Annotated in this window: 22 protein-coding genes; 6 read left to right on the top strand and 16 right to left on the bottom strand. The window is 41.2% G+C overall.

The genetic code is table 11. The annotated features are described in order from the left end of the window. Positions 1-8 precede the first annotated feature (8 nt). Together F542_RS01730 and F542_RS01725 are read right to left on the bottom strand one after the other, a co-directional pair. Entirely contained in the window at positions 9-920 is a 912-nt protein-coding gene (locus F542_RS01730) for a DMT family transporter (protein WP_015433312.1), read from the bottom strand. Positions 921-1080: 160 nt separating this feature from the next. Then, positions 1081-1353 carry a transferrin-binding protein-like solute binding protein gene (locus tag F542_RS01725; protein WP_015433313.1) on the bottom strand — a complete coding sequence of 91 codons (273 nt, stop codon included), beginning with the start codon at positions 1351-1353 and terminating at the stop codon, positions 1081-1083. Positions 1354-1390: 37 nt separating this feature from the next. Between F542_RS01725 and F542_RS01720 the strand changes: the two genes are divergently transcribed. Next, positions 1391-2317: a LysR family transcriptional regulator gene (locus F542_RS01720; RefSeq protein WP_015433314.1), complete on the top strand. Its 927-nt coding sequence runs from the start codon at positions 1391-1393 to the stop codon at positions 2315-2317. Positions 2318-2357: 40 nt separating this feature from the next. Here the strand turns inward: F542_RS01720 and deoD are convergent, their stop codons facing one another. From deoD to F542_RS01705, 3 genes are all read right to left on the bottom strand, one after another. Continuing rightward, a complete protein-coding gene (deoD, locus tag F542_RS01715) occupies positions 2358-3074 on the bottom strand; it encodes a purine-nucleoside phosphorylase (protein WP_015433315.1) in 717 nt (238 codons plus the stop codon). 84 nt (positions 3075-3158) lie between these two features. Next, positions 3159-3935: a deoxyribose-phosphate aldolase gene (deoC, locus tag F542_RS01710; RefSeq protein ID WP_015433316.1), complete on the bottom strand. Its 777-nt coding sequence runs from the start codon at positions 3933-3935 to the stop codon at positions 3159-3161. Between the two features lie 82 nt (positions 3936-4017). After that, positions 4018-5295, bottom strand: a complete 1278-nt coding sequence (locus F542_RS01705) for a NupC/NupG family nucleoside CNT transporter (RefSeq protein ID WP_015433317.1) — start codon at positions 5293-5295, stop codon at positions 4018-4020. A 229-nt stretch (positions 5296-5524) separates the two neighbouring features. On the opposite strand from F542_RS01705, the gene F542_RS01700 reads away from it, so the two are divergent. Both F542_RS01700 and F542_RS01695 read left to right on the top strand, forming a co-directional pair. Next, a complete protein-coding gene (locus F542_RS01700) occupies positions 5525-6214 on the top strand; it encodes an N-acetylmannosamine-6-phosphate 2-epimerase (RefSeq protein WP_025266756.1) in 690 nt (229 codons plus the stop codon). A gap of 21 nt (positions 6215-6235) precedes the next feature. Next, positions 6236-7126 (top strand): N-acetylmannosamine kinase, encoded by an 891-nt coding sequence (locus tag F542_RS01695; protein WP_025266755.1) that lies wholly within the window; start codon positions 6236-6238, stop codon positions 7124-7126. Between the two features lie 140 nt (positions 7127-7266). Here F542_RS01695 and panF read toward each other — a convergent pair whose 3' ends face one another. The 8 genes from panF to F542_RS01655 form a co-directional block, all read right to left on the bottom strand. Further along, on the bottom strand, positions 7267-8697 hold the full coding sequence (panF, locus tag F542_RS01690) for a sodium/pantothenate symporter (protein WP_015433320.1): 1431 nt from the start codon (positions 8695-8697) through the stop codon (positions 7267-7269). After that, entirely contained in the window at positions 8694-8927 is a 234-nt protein-coding gene (locus F542_RS01685) for a YhdT family protein (RefSeq protein WP_407636811.1), read from the bottom strand. The genes panF and F542_RS01685 overlap by 4 nt, the downstream gene beginning before the upstream one ends. Positions 8928-8978: 51 nt before the next feature. Beyond that, positions 8979-9296 (bottom strand): met regulon transcriptional regulator MetJ, encoded by a 318-nt coding sequence (gene metJ, locus F542_RS01680; RefSeq protein ID WP_015433322.1) that lies wholly within the window; start codon positions 9294-9296, stop codon positions 8979-8981. Positions 9297-9392: 96 nt separating this feature from the next. Continuing rightward, positions 9393-9695, bottom strand: a complete 303-nt coding sequence (gene yggU / locus F542_RS01675; protein WP_015433323.1) for a DUF167 family protein YggU — start codon at positions 9693-9695, stop codon at positions 9393-9395. A gap of 9 nt (positions 9696-9704) precedes the next feature. Further along, a complete protein-coding gene (locus F542_RS01670; protein WP_015433324.1) occupies positions 9705-10238 on the bottom strand; it encodes a YggT family protein in 534 nt (177 codons plus the stop codon). 53 nt (positions 10239-10291) lie between these two features. Continuing rightward, the gene (locus F542_RS01665; RefSeq protein WP_025266754.1) at positions 10292-10636 is read right to left on the bottom strand and encodes a YggL family protein; all 345 of its coding nucleotides are present in this window, start codon (positions 10634-10636) and stop codon (positions 10292-10294) included. A 42-nt stretch (positions 10637-10678) separates the two neighbouring features. Further along, entirely contained in the window at positions 10679-11425 is a 747-nt protein-coding gene (trmB, locus tag F542_RS01660) for a tRNA (guanosine(46)-N7)-methyltransferase TrmB (RefSeq protein WP_015433326.1), read from the bottom strand. A gap of 82 nt (positions 11426-11507) precedes the next feature. Further along, a complete protein-coding gene (locus F542_RS01655) occupies positions 11508-12458 on the bottom strand; it encodes a beta-ketoacyl-ACP synthase III (RefSeq protein WP_025266753.1) in 951 nt (316 codons plus the stop codon). 253 nt (positions 12459-12711) lie between these two features. Here F542_RS01655 and F542_RS01650 point away from each other — a divergent pair, with 253 nt between their 5' ends. The 3 genes from F542_RS01650 (at position 12712) to F542_RS01640 (ending at position 17400) form a co-directional block, all read left to right on the top strand. Next, positions 12712-15396, top strand: coding sequence for a TonB-dependent receptor (locus tag F542_RS01650; RefSeq protein ID WP_015433328.1), 2685 nt, complete (start codon positions 12712-12714; stop codon positions 15394-15396). Between the two features lie 85 nt (positions 15397-15481). After that, positions 15482-16000, top strand: a complete 519-nt coding sequence (locus F542_RS01645; RefSeq protein ID WP_015433329.1) for a porin family protein — start codon at positions 15482-15484, stop codon at positions 15998-16000. Positions 16001-16176: 176 nt separating this feature from the next. Next, positions 16177-17400, top strand: coding sequence for a hypothetical protein (locus tag F542_RS01640; RefSeq protein WP_025266752.1), 1224 nt, complete (start codon positions 16177-16179; stop codon positions 17398-17400). A gap of 49 nt (positions 17401-17449) precedes the next feature. Here F542_RS01640 and F542_RS01635 read toward each other — a convergent pair whose 3' ends face one another. The 3 genes from F542_RS01635 to fabB form a co-directional block, all read right to left on the bottom strand. After that, positions 17450-18508 (bottom strand): AI-2E family transporter, encoded by a 1059-nt coding sequence (locus F542_RS01635; RefSeq protein WP_015433331.1) that lies wholly within the window; start codon positions 18506-18508, stop codon positions 17450-17452. Positions 18509-18570: 62 nt separating this feature from the next. Further along, positions 18571-18942, bottom strand: coding sequence for a cytochrome b562 (locus F542_RS01630; RefSeq protein WP_025266751.1), 372 nt, complete (start codon positions 18940-18942; stop codon positions 18571-18573). 62 nt (positions 18943-19004) lie between these two features. Continuing rightward, the gene (fabB, locus tag F542_RS01625) at positions 19005-20222 is read right to left on the bottom strand and encodes a beta-ketoacyl-ACP synthase I (RefSeq protein WP_025266750.1); all 1218 of its coding nucleotides are present in this window, start codon (positions 20220-20222) and stop codon (positions 19005-19007) included. Positions 20223-20248: the final 26 nt, after the last annotated feature.

The following is a 20248-nucleotide window of genomic DNA, read 5'->3' as shown; positions in this document are numbered from 1 at the left end:
GAGTTAAATTATTTAAAAATCTTATGCCCAATCGCCGATAAAATGGTCCCCGCCACGACAATAAAAGCACCAAGATAGCTCAGCCAATTCATGGTTAGCTCAGGGACAAAATCAGGCATTAACCAATGCCCTAAATGGGAAAAGATCATCGTAAAAATCGGCAATAAAATGGTTACCACGCTCACCTTAGTGGCATCCCAATAGTTTAATGCTTCGGCATAAGCGCCATAGCCTATAAAAGTATTTAAGCAACAATATAAAAAACAGCCTATTAAAAAGCCATTAATTTCAAATAGTTGGCTTGGTGATACAAAGGGAGAAATTGCCACGCCACAACCAAGATAAATAATCATCAAAATTTGCTGTGAGCTAAACGTTGCCGAAAGTAATTTTTGCGCAATGCCATAGCAAACCCAAATGATAGCAGCAGAAGCTGAAATAAGAATTCCCACTGCATAATCACCAAATTGCAGAATTTCGCCCATTCGTTCATTAAAAAATGCGGCTAAACCAATAAGCAACAGAATTAAACCCATTTTCTGATGTTGCCCAAATTTCTCTTTAAAAATCACCACCCCGCACAAAATCATGGTGAAAGGCGCGAGCTGCCATAAAACTTGGTTGGTGGTCGGTGAAATATAATTTAAGGCTTCACTGAACAGGAAAAAATTTGCCGCCAAGCCACACACACCTAAAAAGATTAACTTAAACACTCGTGGACTAAATGCTCTGGCACTAGGCAATCGCTTAGTTAAAACAAAAAATAGCGCCAAACCTAGCCCAGCAACCCAAAATCGATACCATACCAAGGTTTGCGCATCAATAGTCGCAAGCAATGGCTGAACGGCAATTGGTAAGGTTCCCCATGTCATGGATGCGAGTAATGCGTAGAGAAAGCCACGCAAAGGTTTTTGTTGCATAAATTTACTTAGATGGAACTGTTCAGAAAAGGCGGAGATTTTACACGATAACCGTAGGAAAGGCGAATTTTTAGCAGGTTTTATCAAATATAAGCGGTCAGATTTTTACAATTTTTTGCAAAATTATCCCAAAATCCAACCGCTTGTTTAGGCGAAGAAATTATTTGCTCGCGCCAAATGCACCAACCCAATCCGCCGCTTTAAACATGCCTCCGAGCTCTTTTGCATTTTCACCGTAGAATTTACCTTCTACTTTAGCCGTTCCGCTTAAGGAGGCTGAATTTGCAGAACCAGTAAAACTATTACCGCTTATATTGGCATTTAGATTAATGACATCCACTGTTTCGGCATTCATTATGCCATTTGTTGTAGCAGAAAAATCCACAGCAGTGTAAATAAAAGCCTTATTATCTTCAATAAAAAGCGGTATCATAATTTCATTTTTGAGTCCTTGATCACAAAGACAATATATGAAACCGACTTTCCTTGAACTCCGCCATTTAAAAACGCTGATTGCTTTAAAAGAAAGTGGCAGTATTTCTCTCGCCGCAAAGCAAGTACATTTAACCCAATCCGCACTTTCCCACCAAATCAAATTAATTGAGGATCAATATGATTTGCAGCTTTTTGAGCGTAAAAGTATGCCTATTCGCTTTACACCAGCAGGAGAACGATTGATTCGCCTTGGCTATGATATTTTGCCTAAAGTCATTCAAGCAGAGTTGGATTTAGCCCGAATTAAGCAAGGTGAGGCGGGTGAGCTACGTATTGCAGTTGAATGCCATACATGCTTCGACTGGCTGATGCCAGCGATGGATAAATTCCGTCAGAGCTGGGGGCAGGTGGAGCTAGATATTGTTTCCGGTTTCCATACCGATACAGTAGGCTTACTCCTAAATCATCGTGCGGATTGGGCTGTTGTTGCTGAGATTGAAGAAACTGCAGGCATTATCTTCCAGCCTCTTTTCTCTTACGAAATGGTGGGTATTTGCTCCAAAGATCACCCTTTAGCACAAAAAGAGGTTTGGCTGGCTGAAGATTTCCGCGATGAAACGCTTATCACTTATCCTGTGCCTGATGATATGTTGGATTTATTACGTAAAGTTCTCTTTCCTGCGGGAATTAATCCAAGCCGCCGTACCAGTGAACTAACAATTGCAATTATTCAATTAGTAGCAAGCAAACGCGGTATTGCCACCTTACCATATTGGGCAGTAAAACCCTATTTAGAACGGGGCTATGTCGTTGCACGTAAAATCACGGAACAGGGGTTACATAGTACGCTGTATGGTGCCATTCGTGAAAATGATCAAAATACTGCTTACTTTGAAGATTTTCACCATACAGTAAAGCGAGAAAGTTTCAACACTTTGCCTGGATTGTCGGTATTAGAGTAGAAAAAAGGCAGTGTTCTTACACTGCCTTTCATTTAGAAAACTAAGCTTGATCGCCAATTAATACTGATTCTAACGCAATTTCAATCATATCATTGAACGTCAGCTGGCGTTCTTCTGCTGTCGTTTGCTCATGCGTACGAATGTGATCTGAAACTGTGCAAATAGTTAGTGCTTTTGCACCAAATTCCGCGGCAACACCATAGATACCCGCTGCTTCCATTTCTACACCTAAAATGCCGTATTTTTCCATTACGTCAAACATTTCAACATCTGGTGTATAGAATAAATCTGCTGAATATAGGTTACCAACGCGGACATTTACTCCTTTTTGTTTTGCGGCTTGTACTGCTGCTTGCGTCATTTCAAAATCTGCAATTGCAGCAAAATCATTATCTTTAAAGCGAATACGATTCACTTTAGAATCAGTACAAGCACCAAGACCAATCACAACTTCACGTAATTTAACGTCAGCACGCACAGCGCCACAAGAACCTACACGGATAATTTTCTTCACGCCATACTCTGTAATTAGCTCTTTTGCATAGATTGAGCAAGATGGAATCCCCATACCATGACCCATTACCGAGATACGGCGGCCTTTATAAGTCCCTGTGTAACCAAACATGTTACGTACATTTGTTACTTGTTCTGCATTTTCTAAGAAAGTTTCAGCAATATATTTTGCACGGAGTGGGTCGCCAGGCATTAATACTACATCAGCGAATGCACCTGCAGGTGCGTTAATATGTGGAGTCATTTTTTGTTCCTCTTGTTTTACTGTTAAATTGTCGAGTTCAAGCGGTTTAAATTTGCAAATTTTTTACCAAAATAAACCGCTTCATTAGTAGCCAGTAACTTCTGTGGCCTCTTGATCATTTAATGTGGCTAATAAATTTGCCAATAAGCTTGATGCGCCAAAACGGAAATGTGCAGAATCTGCCCATGTTTTGCCGAGAATCTCGCTAGCAAGCTCTAAATATAGTTTTGCTTCTTCTGTGGTTTTCACACCACCTGCAGCTTTAAAGCCAACTTTGTCGGCAACACCAAGATCACGAATTGTCTCTAACATCACTTTCGCACTTTCTGGTGTAGCATTAACGGCAACTTTACCGGTGGAAGTCTTAATAAAATCAGCCCCTGCCTGAATCGAAATCTCGCTCGCTTTACGAATAAGCGCTTCGGTTTTTAGCTCACCTGATTCAATAATGACTTTTAATAATACATTATTTTCTGCACATGCCGCTTTACAACGTTTTACTAACTCAAAGCCGATTTGTTCATCCCCCGCCATCAATGCACGGTAAGGAAATACAACATCAACCTCATCTGCGCCATAGGCAATCGCGGCTTGCGTTTCAGCAAGCGCTATTTCAATGTCATCATTACCATGTGGGAAATTAGTAACTGTCGCAATTTTTACCTGCTCAATGCCAAGCTGTTTTAACGTTTTACGCGCAATCGGCACAAAACGAGGATACACACAAACGGCAGCAGGTGTGCCAAATGAAGTCTTAGCATTTTGACATAATGCAATCACTTTCGCATCTGTATCATCATCATTTAACGTAGTTAAATCCATTAATGATAATGCTTTTTCTGCATACTGTTTTAAATTCATAACTATTTACTCCTTACGCAATCGTTTTACTACTGCAAAAACGACAACACCGCAGTTGCCTGCGGTGTTGTGAGTGAATGAATTACATGATGGAACCACCCAGCCCGATAAACAGGCCTGCGATAGTCGCACTCATTAAGTTAGAAAGTGTACCGGCAGCAACCGCTTTTAAGCCCATTCTTGCTACGTCACCACGACGATTAGCCGCCATTCCGCCTAAGCCGCCGATTAAAATTGCCACAGAGCTTAAATTTGCAAAACCACACAGTGCGAAGGTGATAATTGCGATTGTTTTCGCACCTAATTGTACTGTCGCTTCAGGGCCTACATATTTCACTAAATCAGCATAAGCCACAAATTCATTGACAATAATTTTTGAACCAATTAATGAACCTGCAATTTGCGCTTCTTCACCCCATGGTACACCAATTACCCACGCTAATGGTTGGAAGATATAGCCAAGTAGTGACTGCATGGTCACTCCCTCAAAGCCAAATAATGCACCAATCCAGCCGATAAAGGCATTTAACATAGCGATTAATGCAATGAATGCTAATAACATTGCACCAACATTCATAGCTAATTGCATACCAGACGATGCACCAGCTGCTGCCGCATCCAAAATATTCGTTGGTTTTTCATCATAATCTGCATCTTCTAACTCATCTTTAAATGATTCAGTTTGAGGATGTAAAATTTTCGCAAATAGTAAACCGCCTGGCGCAGCCATAAATGCCGCAGCGATTAAATACGCTAAGAATGCTTCTTTTTGATCTGGCATTGCTGCACCAACCATCTGAGCATAACCGATCATTACCGCACCAGATACAGAAGCTAAACCGCCACACATAATGGCAAATAACTCTGAATCTGTCATGGATTTAATAAATGGTTTGACCACTAATGGCGCCTCTGTTTGACCAACAAAGATATTCGCTGCCGCAGACATTGATTCTGGTTTAGAAGTACCTAATACTTTTTGTAATGCCCCGCCAAGAATACGGATAACAATCTGCATGATGCCGAGATAGTAGAGAACGGAAATAAGAGAAGAGAAGAAAACGATTGGAGCCAGTACACCTAATGCAAAAACAAAACCTTCGCCGCCTGTACCTGGTAAACCACCGAATACAAAATTAATACCTTCATTACCGTAGCTAATCACTTTACTGACCGCTTCCGCTGTTGCTTTTAAAGCATGACGCCCTGCTTCCCAATATAGGATCACGGCACCAATTGAAATTTGAATTGCCAATGCTCCCAATACGGTTCTCAGATTGATTGCCTTTTTATTATTTGATAACAGGAAAGCTATTGCTAACAATGCTACTATGCCTAGCAGGCTGTTTAACATACCCATAAGATACCTCTTGTGATAAAAAAACCGATTATGAACAACCGGTGTGAAAAAGTTCCCGCATTATACAAATTTATTTTTATAAAATCTTACCACTTTTCCATTTTGAAGCATTTTATAGTGAGAAATTTGATCTACTTCTCAATTTTTACCTAATCCAATTGTTTTTCCTCGTCTACAAGATTAATCTTTGGAGCAAATTTCTGTTTTTATAAAAAATATTGGAGTTTTTATGTCAAGATTATCCAAAGAGCAGATTTTAGCCCAGATCCAACATGGGCTTATTGCCTCCTGCCAGCCTGTTGATAATGGTCCGATGGACAAACCAGAAATTGTAGCGGCAATGGCCGCTGCTTCAGTGGCAGGTGGTGCTGCGGGGCTACGCATTGAAGGCATTGAAAACCTAAAAGCAGCTCGAAAAGTCGTTAATGTTCCAATTATTGGCATTGTTAAGCGCGATTTGCCCGATAGCCCTGTACGGATTACGCCATTTCTACAAGATATTGACGATCTCTATCACGCTGGTGCAGATATTATTGCCTTCGATGGCACAGATCGCATACGCCCAACAAGTATTGAAGCTTGTGTTAAACGCATTCAAGCATTAGGCATAATGTCGATGGCTGATTGCTCTAATTTTGCAGAAGGCATATATTGCCAGCAACTTGGCGTGGATCTCATCGGTAGTACAATGTCTGGCTATACTGGTGGCAAGATTCCTGTTGAACCCGATCTACAACTTGTACAAGATCTTGTTGCACAAGGTTGCCGCGTGATGGCGGAAGGACGCTATAACACACCAGAACTGGCAAAACTTGCAATAGAAAATGGGGCTTTTGCAGTCACAGTCGGATCAGCGCTTACCCGTTTAGAACACATTGTCAGCTGGTTTGTCCGCGCCATTGAAAATCGTCAAAACTAATTTGCAAAAAAGGAAGCCAAAATGACCGCTTGTTTAGCCATTGATATTGGTGGCACTAAAATTGCAGCTGCATTGATCAACTTAGATACAACACATTGTGAAATTCAAGACCGCATTCAAATTCATACACCGCAAGCCCCCACAGCAGAAGCTCTTGAACAGGCACTTTGTCAAATCCTAAGACATTTTGAGGCTCGTTTCACACACATCGCCGTGGCTTCAACTGGGATTATACAAAATGGCATACTTACCGCGCTTAATCCTAAAAATCTCGGTGACCTCGCCTTTTTCCCACTCGAACAAAGCCTCAAAAAATACACTAACAAACCGCTCTACTTACTTAATGATGCCCAAGCGGCAGCCTGTGCTGAATATCTACATAACAGCGATATAGAGAATTTTGCCTTTATTACGGTTTCTACCGGTGTTGGCGGCGGTGTTATTTTAAATCGCCAACTATTTACAGGCACAAATGGTGTCGCTGGACACATTGGGCATAGCCTTGCTGATCCAAATGGTGAAATGTGTGGCTGTGGTCGAAGAGGCTGTGTAGAGGCTATCGCCTCTGGTCGAGCCATTGCCCGAGAAGCAAGTAAATGGCATTCCCCCTGTGAACCACCTGAAGTGTTTACCCGCTTCCGACAAGGTGATAAACAAGCGGTCGAATTAGTCGAAAAATCTGCAAAAGCGATAGCAAATCTCATTGCTGACTTGGCTATTAATCTTGATATTCAACGCATTGCGATTGGTGGGAGTATTGGCTTAGCAGAAGGTTATTTAGATTGTGTACAAAAATTTCTGGCACAAATGCCTGAAATTTATCGCCCTGAAATCACAACAGCTTACTATGCACAGGACGCGGGTTTAATTGGTGCAACTTGGTGGGCGAATAATTGTCATGCAACGATATAATACTTCGCTCACAGTCTTGAAACATTAGCTCCATGGCACAAACATCCGTGCTTGTATCCTAAAATATAAAGCTAACTAGTACAATTCAGGCTAAGTAAAAGGGCAGTGTTTGATCAGTTCCCCTGCCCTTTATTTAATGCTTAATTTCTAGTAGCCGTTCCTAATTTATTCCCAATCAAGAAGGCAATAAGTCCTATGCATAACGCTGGCACAATCGCATGGAAGCTCAAAATAGAAATTTTAAATGTTGTCATGATAATATAGCTCGCCAAACCTGCCAGCATTGAGCAAATTGCGCCTGTCGCATTCGCTTTTTTCCAGAATAGACCGAATACAATTACCCATAAGAAGGTTGCTTCTAGCCCACCTAATGAAAGTAAGTTTAGCCAAATTAGCATATCTGGCGGGTTAATTGCGGCAAAAATGAGTAGGATGCTAATGACCAGCGTCGTCAGCGTAGAGAATTTTTTAATTTTTTGCTCATTTTCAACCGCTTGTGGGCGCACCGCTAGGTAGAGATCTTTAATTAAAGTTGATGATGCTTGAATAAGCATTGAATCAATCGAAGACATTATCGCTGCCATAGGCGCTGCAAGGAAAATCCCTGCAACGACAGGTGGCAATACTGCGAGCATAAGGCTTGGAATAACTTGGTCAGCAACCTTCAGTTCTGGTAAGACCGCTCGCCCTAAGCTACCTGCAAGATGCATACCAAACATTAAAATTGCCACCACAATAGTACCAATAATCAATGCGCGATGGAGTGCTTTGCTATCTTTATACGCCATGCTACGCACAACTAAATGCGGTAAGCCAATTAAACCAAAACAGACTAAAACCCAAAATGATGTCATAAAAGTAAAATCTAATGGGCGTTCATCAATGCCATAAGGAGTAATAAGCTGAGGATTAATTGCTTCAAGGCTATCTACTGCGCTGCTGATACCTCCCGCAGCATAAATGACACCACCGAGCAATAATAATGTACCAACCGTCATGACTAAGCCTTGAATAGTATCTGTAAGAACCACCGCTCGGAAGCCCCCAATAAAAGTATAAAGCCCTACAGTCAGCGCAAAAATTAAAATCGCACTTTGATAGGAGATCCCTAGAATAGTTTCCAGCAAACGTCCTGCACCAATAAATTGCACTGTCATCATCGCAAAGAAGGAGAGCAATAACGCAAGACTTGAGACCCAAACGACCCAGCGATTTTGATAACGCGCCATCAGAATATCATTAATTGTCACACTATTGGTTTTGCGGGCAAGAATGGCTAACTTTTTCCCCATAACGCCAAGAGTAAGCAATACTGCTGGAACTTGGATCATAGCAAGTAAGACCCAACCTAAGCCATATTTATAAGCCGCTCCAGGGCCGCCAATAAAAGAACTTGCACCGACATAAGTAGCCGCGGTAGTCATTGCTAGAACAAATCCCGACATTGAGCGCCCGCCAACATAATATTCGGACATAAAGCTACTTCCTTGACGTTGGCGGTAAGCATAGAATGCCACGCCAAATACAAAGAGCAAATAAACGACTAAAGGTAAGAGCATAGCATTATTCATTCTGTTTCCTCCAAATCAATTTCTTTAAAGTATTTTTTGATGACAATAGAAATCAACAAAATGAAAATCACAGGAACAAAAATACACGCTGCCTCAAACCAAAGCGGAAAACCAAATAGCCCGCGCTGTGTTGGTAAGAAATAAGCTGCAAGCCAGCCAAGTATATATAAGAATGTGAGCCATAACGCCCAACGTGCTTCTTTGATGATTTGCGGATGATTCATCTGCATTCCTCCTTTTAGTTAAAAAATAGCCCCGCAAATGCAGGGCTGGGCATGGGACTAATATTCCCATTCATCTGGATTGATCCCAAGCTCTCGCATTTGTGCTTTGGCTTCTTCTGGGATCTCATCATGTCGCTCTTTCATTAAATCGTCATCCGTTGGCAATGGTTGCCCCGTAAACGCGTGCAAAAAAGCTTCACATAACAACTCGCTGTTTGTTGCATGACGTAGATTACGAATTTGACGGCGGGTGCGTTCATTAGTTAAAATTTCTAACACTTTAATCGGGATAGAAACTGTTATTTTTTTAACCTGCTCGCTTTTTTTACCATGCTCCGCATAGGGGCTGATATATTCACCATTCCAATCTGCCATGCTTTTTCCTACTCTAGTTACTAAAATCGGCTGGCATTCTAATCAAAATTTAGCCATCTTGCAATCTAGACGGCTGGATTTCCATTCTGCAAGCGCTTAATTTTGCTCTAAAATTTGCAAAATTTCCGTAGGGATTTGTTTGGGTTGCGGAATAAAAATCTGTTTATGCCGTTGCAACTCGCCTTTTTCTAGCCTAATACTGCTTTTAGGGACTTTGAATAGTTTGCTTAGATATTTCAATAAATGTGCATTTGCCGCCCCATCAACAGGTGGCGCAGTAATAGCAACTTTGAGTTCACTATCGTGTAAACCGATAATCTGATCTCGGCTGGCTTTGGGTTGTAAAAAAATCCGTAAACGTAAACCTTGCGGATTTTCACACATTTCGACCGCTTGCATATGCTTTCCTTATGCTAATACCCAAAGTCCGCCAAATACACGAAGCATAGCATTATTAAGCAATAGCAAACCGAAGCCAAGCACCATCACTGAAAAATCTAACATCCCTGTGCGCGGTAGCACTTTGCGGATTATCCCTAATACCGGCTCGGTGATTTGAGCAATGAGGTAATCCAATGGATGATTTCCCTGTGTTACCCAGCTCATTAGCGCCCGAATTAATGTTGTATAAAACAGGATTTGCCCGAAAGTTTTCAAAATACTGAGTACACCAATAATGCCTGCACTCATTGGGTCGATACCTAAAATCAAAAATTGAATCGTCACAATAACACCGGCTAAAAAGATTGCGGCAAAATTAATGCGACGTACTGTTGGAATAAATTTACTGACAGGATCAACAATGGGTGAAGTCAGACGCAGAATAGTCTGTGAAATTGGCAAACGAATATCAACACGACAATATTGTAACCATGCTCGCAAAATTAAAATGAAATTAAACAGCCCAATAACAAGGGCAAGAATAGGGGCGAGAAACTCCAAAATTCTACTCCTAAATAATTGCACAAGGGGCCTTAAAGCCCCTTGCTTTGCTTTTACTCATTAATTGGTAAATCCCACCAAATATCAAATAACGCACTCACTTCAATTTCAGTTAAGCCGTTATCTTCTAACCATTTTTGCACGAGTTGGCGATGAGATTCATCGCATTTACCCAATTTCTCTAGGCAAACTAGGCCTTCCCAGTGTAAGTAACCACTACCTTCATACGCTAAGCCGTTCGCTTTGATGACTTCATCAATAAAACGATCAACAGTGGCATCAATTTGATCAATACCTGTGCCATCTTTAAATTGGAATTTAACTAAAAAGCCTAATTCTTGGAATTCAGCTAAGTGCATTTTTTTACGCTGTCTGCGATTACGGATTGGTTGAGTCATTTTTCTTCTCCTATAGGAATTAAGTTCAGATTTATTCTAACACTATTTCTTCACAAAATAGAGATCCCAAACGCCATGTCCTAATTTATGCCCACGCGCTTCAAATTTGGTAAGCGGGCGAAAATCTGGACGCGGGATAAAATCATTAGTGGCCGACTGATTTTTTAGCTGTGGAAATTGGCGTAATACTTCCAACATATGTTCAGAATAGTTTTCCCAATCTGTTGCAAAATGCACAAAGCCGTTTGGCGTTAATTTCTCAATGACACGTTCAACAAAGGCAGGCTGCACTATGCGACGTTTATGGTGTTTCGCTTTTTGCCAAGGATCAGGGAAAAAGAGCTGTAAACCACCTAAGCTATTATCGGCAATGCTATCTCGTAAAATTTCAGTCGCATCGTGGCAAATCACACGCAAATTTTTTATCCCTTTTTCTAAGGCATAAGCAATACATGCACCGACACCCGGTGTATGAACTTCAATACCAATATAATTTTTATCGGGATTTGCCTCTGCCATTTCAACCAAGCTTTTCCCCATACCAAAACCGATTTCTAAGATAACAGGGTTTTCGTTGCCAAAAATCGTTTTAAAATCAAAAGGTGTCGCTTGGTAATCCAAGCCTAAATTTGCCCAGTTGTTGTTCATCATATCGCGTTGATAGTCGCTCAAGCGCCCCGTGCGTAATACAAAGCTACGTACTTTGCGCAAATAGCGACCATCTTCGGTAAATTCAGCTTGCTCAACGGTTTTACGTTTTTTATCGGCAAAGGTAATTTTTTCTGACATAGTAAATAAAATGTGAGAGGCGGAATTTCTTCCGCCTATTGTTAAGTGATTTTGTAAAATATTGAATAATTTCAAGCGCTTGTTAAAAACGAACGAGCGCTGATCCCCAAGTCCAACCGCCACCAAAAGCTTCAAGAAGGAGCAATTGTCCACGTTTAATACGTCCATCGCGGACAGCTTCATCCAGCGCCACCGGCACAGTTGCTGCACTGGTATTACCGTATTTTTCTACCGTCAGCACTACTTGTGACATATCCATGCCGAGTTTATCTGCGGTCGCTGAAATAATACGGATATTCGCTTGATGTGGAATTAACCAATCTAATTCGGATTTATCTAAATTATTTTCAGCCAAGGTTTCTTCGACAACATTCGCTAATTCTCGTACGGCTAGTTTAAATGTTGCTTGTCCCTGCATTGAAATATAACCCGATTGATTATCTTGGCGATTTTCATTTGGTAGCACTAAAGCGCTAGTTTTATCGCTAGATGAGTGCAGATGAGTCGATAAAATCCCTTCCTGCTCACTTGCCTCTAAAATCACGGCACCTGCACCATCACCAAACAAAACAAGGGTGGTACGATCTTCTGGGTTTAATTTGCGTGAGTTAATATCAGCACCAACCACCAAGGCTTTTTTCACTTTGCCAGTTTTCACAAATTGATCTGCAATACCAAGGGCATATACAAAGCCGGTACAAGCAGCAGCAACATCAAAAGCAATGGCATCATCAATACCGAGCATACCTTGAATTTGGCAAGCAGCGCTTGGATAAGCATGCGAATTGCTGGTCGTTGCTACCACAATTAAATCAATCTCTTGTGGATCTATGTTTGCCATTTCTAAGGCATTTTTTGCGGCTAAATAGCCTATACTCGAAACGGTCTCATCATCTGCTGCGATACGGCGTTCACGCATGCCCGAACGAGTAAAAATCCATTCATCACTGGTATCTACCATTTTTTCTAAATCCGCATTAGTGCGGATCTGAGCTGGCATGTAACTGCCAGTCGCTAAAATTCTGCTATTCATCTGTACTTCTCGTCAAAAATAATGAGGCATATTATACGCAAAAAATGCCGGCCTTCCCACTATTGCGTAATCAAATGGCATTTTGGCATGTGAGAAACCACTGTTTCTGGCTAGAAATTTTGCGAACAAGATCACAAAACAAGCGGTTAGTTTTTAGGAATTTTTTGCAAAAAACGTTCCCAATTTGCTATCCCCTTGATTCCAAAAACTATTCTCATTATGCTTTCTTATTATTTATCTTTGGGAGAGTCTTATGCGTTTTACCTATTCCCCGATTTATCATCTTGTGCTCACCGCACTCGCAAGTTATTCCACTTGCACCTTGGCAAATGAAAATGCCCCCGATAATAATGACATTGAAATGCTTGATACCATTGAGGTTGTCGCGGAAGTTCATTCTCACAATAATAAACCACAGCAATTGAGCGAAGCAGAAATCAAACGAACTCCCAAAGGCAATAGTACGATTAACAGCTTACTGCGAAAAAACGGCGCGATTCACTATTCTAATAATAGTAATAACTCCGTGAAAGGTGGAGAGATTGAACCTGAACTGGTCAGTTTTCATGGGGAGCCGTACTATAACAACTTATTTTTAATCGATGGTTTATCTAACAACGATATTATCAACCCAGGGTATAGCAACGGCGGCTATAATTCGGTAGAAAACTCCTTTGAAGTCGGTGCAAATTTATATCTTGCCCCAGGTTCTCCCGAATCTTTTCAAATTGATAGCGCTCTGCTGCGTAAAATCAGTATTTATGATAGTAATGTGCCAGCCAAATACACCAACTTCACTGGCGGGGTAGTTGATGCCGAACTCAAAGATGCCGATCCACAAAAGGCTAGCGGGCGGATTAGCTATCGAACTACGCGTGATCGTTGGACTTATTTCCATTTCAATCCTCAAGAATCTGAACAAATTGCCTATAACGATGCATTGAATAATATTCAGCCTGAATTTCGTAAACATATCTATAATCTAACTGCAAATCAGCCGTTAAGTGATAAAACTGCGCTATTGTTTTCTTACAATCGCACACAATCATTCATTCCAGAAAATCATTGGTTGCTCGGACAGCGGGTGGAAGAAAAGCGTCTTGCCGAAACTTATATGTTAAAGGCAACGCATTGGGCATCAGATAGCCATAAGCTCAACGCCAGTTTTATCTACTCTCCGCATAAAAATGTCTATTACGCGGATAACATAAAAAATGGGCGTTATAGCACTTCAGGCGGCGGTTATCGAGCAGCATTAAGCTCTGAATTATTTATTGATCATTTCGGTCAAGTCAAAACCTCTCTAGACTATAGCTACCAGCGTAACCGTGTGAAATATGATACCAATGCACCTCGCTATATTTGGATCGGGAATATGCCAAATACGTCTCTGGATTGGTGTTCCTCTGTTTTGCGTAAAAATGGCATGCCATATTGTGCATTCTCGCGTGAAGGAGGCCTAGGAGAGCTAAATACTGAAACGAAAACATGGACACTCAAACAAGATTACGAAATGCTCCCTATCGAAACCCAATGGGGAACGCATCAACTAGATTTTGGTTGGTCGGCTAGCTTGGCAAGAGCGACTTCCGCGCGCCCACATGATGCGCGTTTTTACTATAATACCGATCCTAAAGCAGGAATCTCTCGTAGCGATTGGGAAAGTGGTAAGATTGTAGTGCCTTCAGACTGTACCGATTGCTTACCGAACGAACAATTCCAGACCATGTTAATTCGTTATCCACAATATTATGGCAAAGCACTAGTAAATAATTATAGCCTGTATTTTGATGATGAATGGACTTTTGGCGGTTGGGAATTACACCCCGCGATGAATGTCACCTATGATTCATTCTTAAAAAACCTCAACATTGCGCCTCGCTTTATGTTTAATTGGGATATCATCGGTGAGAAAAAATTCACCATTTCAGGAGGCTTAAACCGCTACTACTCGGGAAATATTTTAGCCAATGCATTACGTTCTACTATTCCACCCGATGAATTGCACTATCGTAAAGCTGGCAACACAGAATATGAGTTGTTAAATTACAATCGCTGGATACGTTATAACAATATTCGCCATCTCAAAACGCCATATAGTGATGAGGCTAACTTCGGTTTTAGCATGCAATTTTGGGATCAGCTCTTTAGTGCCAAATATGTTTATCGTCATGGGCAAAGACAATTTATGTCTTATACCGATCAAAATGATCTAATAACCCTAAATGGCAGAACAGTCAAAGCAACCGTAATGAGCAATGATGGTGAAAACCACTCCAACAGCCTCACTTTTGTGCTGCGTAATATGCAACCTCTACGTTGGGGCGCACTAGAATTAAGCTATCAACTGGGTTTTAATTTACAGAAAATTAAGTCCAATAGCTTAACTGGTTATCTGAACAGCTCAAGTAGCGAAGAAACCAGTATTAGCGATGACTCACAGACCCGTGGTGATTATTATATTTACAACGATCAAAGTTATGATGATTTTAATGCTATGCGAGGTGTACTACCAGCGCTTAACTTTGATGCCCGCTGGAATGCCTTTTTAGAAATTAACACGGATTTACCACAATATAATTTTAAATGGACACACTATCTTAATTATCGTCCAGGCTATACCTCGCACGGTTTTAAACGAGGAATTTGTGGCGAAACTGTCTTTTCTAACGGCTGCCGTGCCGACGGAGATAAAGTCAGTGTTTACCGTACCGTCCAGCATAAAAAAGCCTTTGTGGTCGATTGGAGTTTCTTGTATGAAATACCATTGCCTAAAGCCACAAAATTAGAACTGAGCGTTGATGTGCTGAATGTATTTAACAGCCGAGTTGCAACCGCAAACACTAATTCAAAATTGCTTTCTTCTCGTAGCGATGCCGACAGTATCTCTTATCAGCTAGGTCGCCAATACTGGTTTGGAGCAGCTTATAATTGGTAATACAAGCGGTACAAAATGGCAAAAAATTTACAAAACTGCGTATCGCAGTTAAACTGCACGCCTATTTTTTAACTGGAGATTGATCATGAAAAAATTAGCAATGATGGCAACAGCCTTTCTTTCTGTATCTACTTTCGCTGCCCCAGTCGGTGAAACTTTTACTGGTGTAGGTGTTGGGCTTGATCTCACCACCGTTAAATACAAAAATAGCAACTTACAGGGCAAGCAGGCCACTGGTGCTAACTTTGTGCTGGATTATGCGCTTGATTATGGCAATAACGTACTTGGTATTGTAGAAGGGAAAGCAAAACTAGGCAGTAGCAAAATCTTTAATGATACCAAACAAAAAAATCAATTCAGCCTAGGCTATGCGCAGGGTTATCGTGTCTTACCTGATTTACTACCATACGTTAAAGCAAATTACAGCTTAAGCAAAGTCGGGGATATTGGTACATTCAAAGGTTTTGGTTATGGCGCGGGTGCAAAATATGCCATATCAAACGACATTGAAGTGGGTGCAGAGTATCTGCGTAGCAACTTAAAATACCATGGCGATAAATTAAAAGGCAATGCATTTTCTGCCACTGCAGCATATCGTTTCTAAATACATTCTCAAGGCGAGAGCAAATAAGCTACTCGCCTTTTTAGTACCACAAAAAATCAGCAGTTATTTTATTGGGAACGATCCTTTCTTGAGAATAACTTGCATTCCGTTTGAAATTATTTTGCATCAGCGTAAAATTGTCTGCGATTATTACAAGCATCAAAGGAATATCTCGTATGAAATCAAAAATCACCTTAGCTATATCTATACTTCTTACAATGGGCATCACTGCATGTTCTGGGGGTAGTTCGACTGGTGCCATTCCTCAGCAAATTCAAGCAGGAGCTAACTCAGCAACAACCACAGATAACAACGCCGCTTTAGCAGAGCTACAAACAAAATTAGAACAAGCGCAACAAGCTGCAGAAAGTGCGCAAGCCAAGTTAAACAGCTTACAAGCAGAATTAGCTGAGCAAAAAGAAAATAGTAGTGCACTACAGGCGCAATTAGAGGATGCACAAGCTGCTAAATTAGCCGCAAATCAAACCGTTATTGAATTGCAAAATAAAATGTTAGATTTACAAAAACAGCTTGCCAGTAGTGAACAAGAAAAACAACGTATTGCCGAAGAAGAAGCGCGCTTAAAAGAAGCACAAGCCAAACTCGAAGCAGAAAAACAGCAAGCTGAAGCTGATAAACAAAAAGCGACAGAAGAAACCGCTCGCTTACTATTAGAAAAAGCAACTAATTACGTCTTGGGCGATACTTCTGTGAGCAAAACCGAGCTGGCTCAAGCATTAGCAGAAGGTACTGCATTGCAAAAGCAAGCCATGACGGAAAACAAAAATATTAACAGTTTAATTGGCGCTAATGCTAAATTGCCGGCAGGTACACTACTCACCACTACAGCCAATAACTATGGTGGGTATGCGGTAGTTCGTGAAAATTATTCGGAAAGTATTGGCGGAGGTAACTCGCCATTTAACCATTTTATGGCATTAGCGAAAACAGCAACGACAGATAAGGCTGCTGTGGTAGATGCGACTTATAAAGGCAGTGCTGCATTCTCTACGATGAATTACATAACCTTAATGGAAAAAACCAACCAAGGTGAATATCAATATGAGCTGACACTCAATGTCAAAGATAACCACATCAGTGGTGGCATTGTAAATACAAACGCAGCCAATATGGCAAAACGAGCAGAGCTTGGTCAAGCAGCAGAAATAATTAGCTTCAAAAATAGTGAAATTAAAATTACGGACGATATGGTTGGCTTTAGCGGTGATGCTCAATTTAACTATGGGTATGGTTTCCTACCTAACGCCAAAGGTGATGGCAGCGGTACTTACCAAGGTATTTTTACCGGTGAGCATGCTGAAGGGGTTACTGGCACATTTAGTACCAACAATACTGCCCAGGATAGTTCCGTACAAGGTGCATTTACAGGGACTAAGTAGCATAATAAAAGCCAATCAGTAGATTGGCTTTTGCATTTTTTACACAAATTTAATCCGCTTGTTCACTCAGTTCTTCAGGAACATCGCCCAATAGCCCTGCGTAACGAAGCGTACTAGGGCTAGATTCTAACGCAATTTTTAATGCCATGGTCAGGGGTACGGAAAGTAACATGCCGACAGTACCGAGTAACCACCCCCAAAAGAGCAAAGAAAGGAATACCACCAAGGTTGAAAGCCCCAAGCGTCTGCCCATCATACGGGGCTCAATCACATTGCCAATCAGCATATTTATTGCAACTACCCCAATCAGCACACCAAAACCGATTGAAAACCCATTGAGTAGCAATGCTTGCACCACAATCGGTACACCCGCGATAAAAGAGCCGATATTGGGAATGTAATTAAATAAAAAACTTAAGGTTGCCCACAATACTGCGTATTGCACCCCGAAGATTTCAAGCAATATCCAAATAGCAATTCCGGTAGTCAAACTAATGACTGTTTTCACACCAAGGTAATTAATGATGCCTTGCAATACACGATCAATATGGTTCTCCTTGGCATTAATACTCTGCCCACGCCCACCTAATGCAACAGCCAATTTATGTTTTGCTGTTGGAGCTTCAAATAACATAAACACAACCACTAACAGCAAAATCAGAATATTGGTGACCACGCTTGAAAAGCTTAGTAACAAGCGGCTAACAAAATTCATAATAATGCTCGGGTCAAACAGCTCTAAAATTTGCTCACGCGATAGGGCAAGCGGGATATCCCAACGTTGTGCCAGCTGCATTAAGGTAGTTAAACGCTCTAAGAGTAAGAGTTTATATTGAGGAATCGAGGCGCTAAACTCGCGCACAGCACTATTGACTAGACCGGCTAAAAACATAAACACCGTACCAAACAGTACAAGAAGTAGAGAGATTGCCAGCCAAAGCGGAATTTTCCGCGCAGTCATTGCTTGAATAATCGGAGAACAGATGATCGCAATAAATAGCGAGAGTAAAAAAGGGATCACTATTTCAGATGCCAATTTTACGCCAGCTAAAATAATCACGATTGCAGCCATCGCCACAAAAACACGGGTTAAAGAAGTTTGTTGCATATAGAATATTAAATAAGCAGGAGATCTTTGCACATTTTTTACAAAAATCGACCGCTTGTAAACTATTTATATTCAGTATGATACTGCTTTTTAAGCTGGTTTAACTTACTTGCAAGCGCTTTCGCTTCCTCAAGTTTACCCTGCCCCGCCAGCTCATAGGCTGTCATGACGATATCAATCACTTCATCCATCGCCTTTTGGTAACCTTCAAAACGCTCAGGCTCATCAATCAGGCTTCTTGGCATTTTTTCACGAGCTTCATTTGCGGCTTTAACAAAATCTGTTGCACTTTGTTGGAAAGCTTCTACTGAAGTGGCATTAATCAAACCACCAACTTGACGATTCATTTGAAACATTTCCATCGATACATTCGCGCTAGCAAAACTTGCTAGACCTAACATCAATAAAGCAAAAAGCTGTCTTAATTTCATCATACACTCCAACATAACAAAAAGCGTAGACCTCTGCCTACGCTTTAAATCATTCGTAATTAAAATTAACCTTGATATTTTTGGAACACTAAGCAGGCGTTAGTACCACCAAAACCAAAGCTATTTGACATCACTGTTGTGAGCGCTTTATCTTGGCGCTCGGTGACAATATTCAAACCTTCGGCTTGTTCATCTAGAGTCTCAATATTGATACTTGGTGCAATAAAACCGTGTTCTAACATCAACAATGAATAAATAGCCTCATGCGCACCTGCTGCACCTAGTGAGTGCCCTGTCATTGATTTAGTTGATGAAATTGCAGGTTTCTGCTCACCAAATACATTGCGAATCGCGCCTAACTCTTTCACATCACCCACAGGTGTTGAAGTACCATGCACATTGATGTACTCAATTTCACCATTAACCGTTGCTAAGGCTTGGCGCATACAACGCTCTGCACCTTCACCGCTCGGTGCAACCATGTCATAACCGTCAGAGGTCGCACCATAACCAACAATTTCAGCATAAATTTTAGCTCCGCGCGCTAAGGCATGCTCAAGCTCTTCTACAACAACAACCGCGCCGCCGCCAGCAATCACAAAACCGTCACGATTAGCATCATAAGCACGGCTTGCTTTGCTTGGAGTATCATTATATTTAGTTGAAACTGCACCCATTGCATCAAATTCTGTTGCACATTCCCAAGAAAGTTCTTCCGCACCACCTGCGAAAACAACATCTTGCTTACCTAATTGGATCAGCTCCATGGCATGCCCAATACAGTGTGCTGAAGTCGCACAAGCAGAACTAATAGAGTAGTTCACGCCTTTGATTTTATATGGTGTTGCTAAACAAGCAGACACACTTGATGCCATGGTTTTAGTTACTGCATAAGGCCCCACAGCTTTTACGCCTCGTGGACCACGAACTGCATCACATGCCACTAATTGGCTATGTGCAGAACCTGTTCCTGCGCCAATCACCAAGCCGGTACGTTCATGAGAAACCTGTTCTTCGGTTAAACCAGAATCAGTAATGGCTTCTTTCATTGACAAATATGCGTAAGCTGCTGCATCCCCCATGAAACGATACACTTTACGATCGATAAGTTCCGCTGGGTTTAATTTGATTGTTCCTGCAACTTGGCTACGCATACCAACTTCAGCGAATTCTGGTACAAATTCAATCCCTGATTTACCCGCCTTGAGAGATTCCAACACTTCTTGTTTGTTGTTACCAATACTTGAAATCACGCCTAAGCCTGTGATCACCACTCTTTTCATTCTGGATATCCTTTCTTAAAGATTAA

It is taken from the genome of Bibersteinia trehalosi USDA-ARS-USMARC-188 (assembly GCF_000521725.1).
In the GTDB taxonomy this organism is placed as follows: Bacteria; Pseudomonadota; Gammaproteobacteria; order Enterobacterales; family Pasteurellaceae; genus Bibersteinia; species Bibersteinia trehalosi.
The sequence above is the reverse complement of the archived record's forward strand: the minus strand, read 5'-3'. Positions and strand labels throughout refer to the sequence as shown.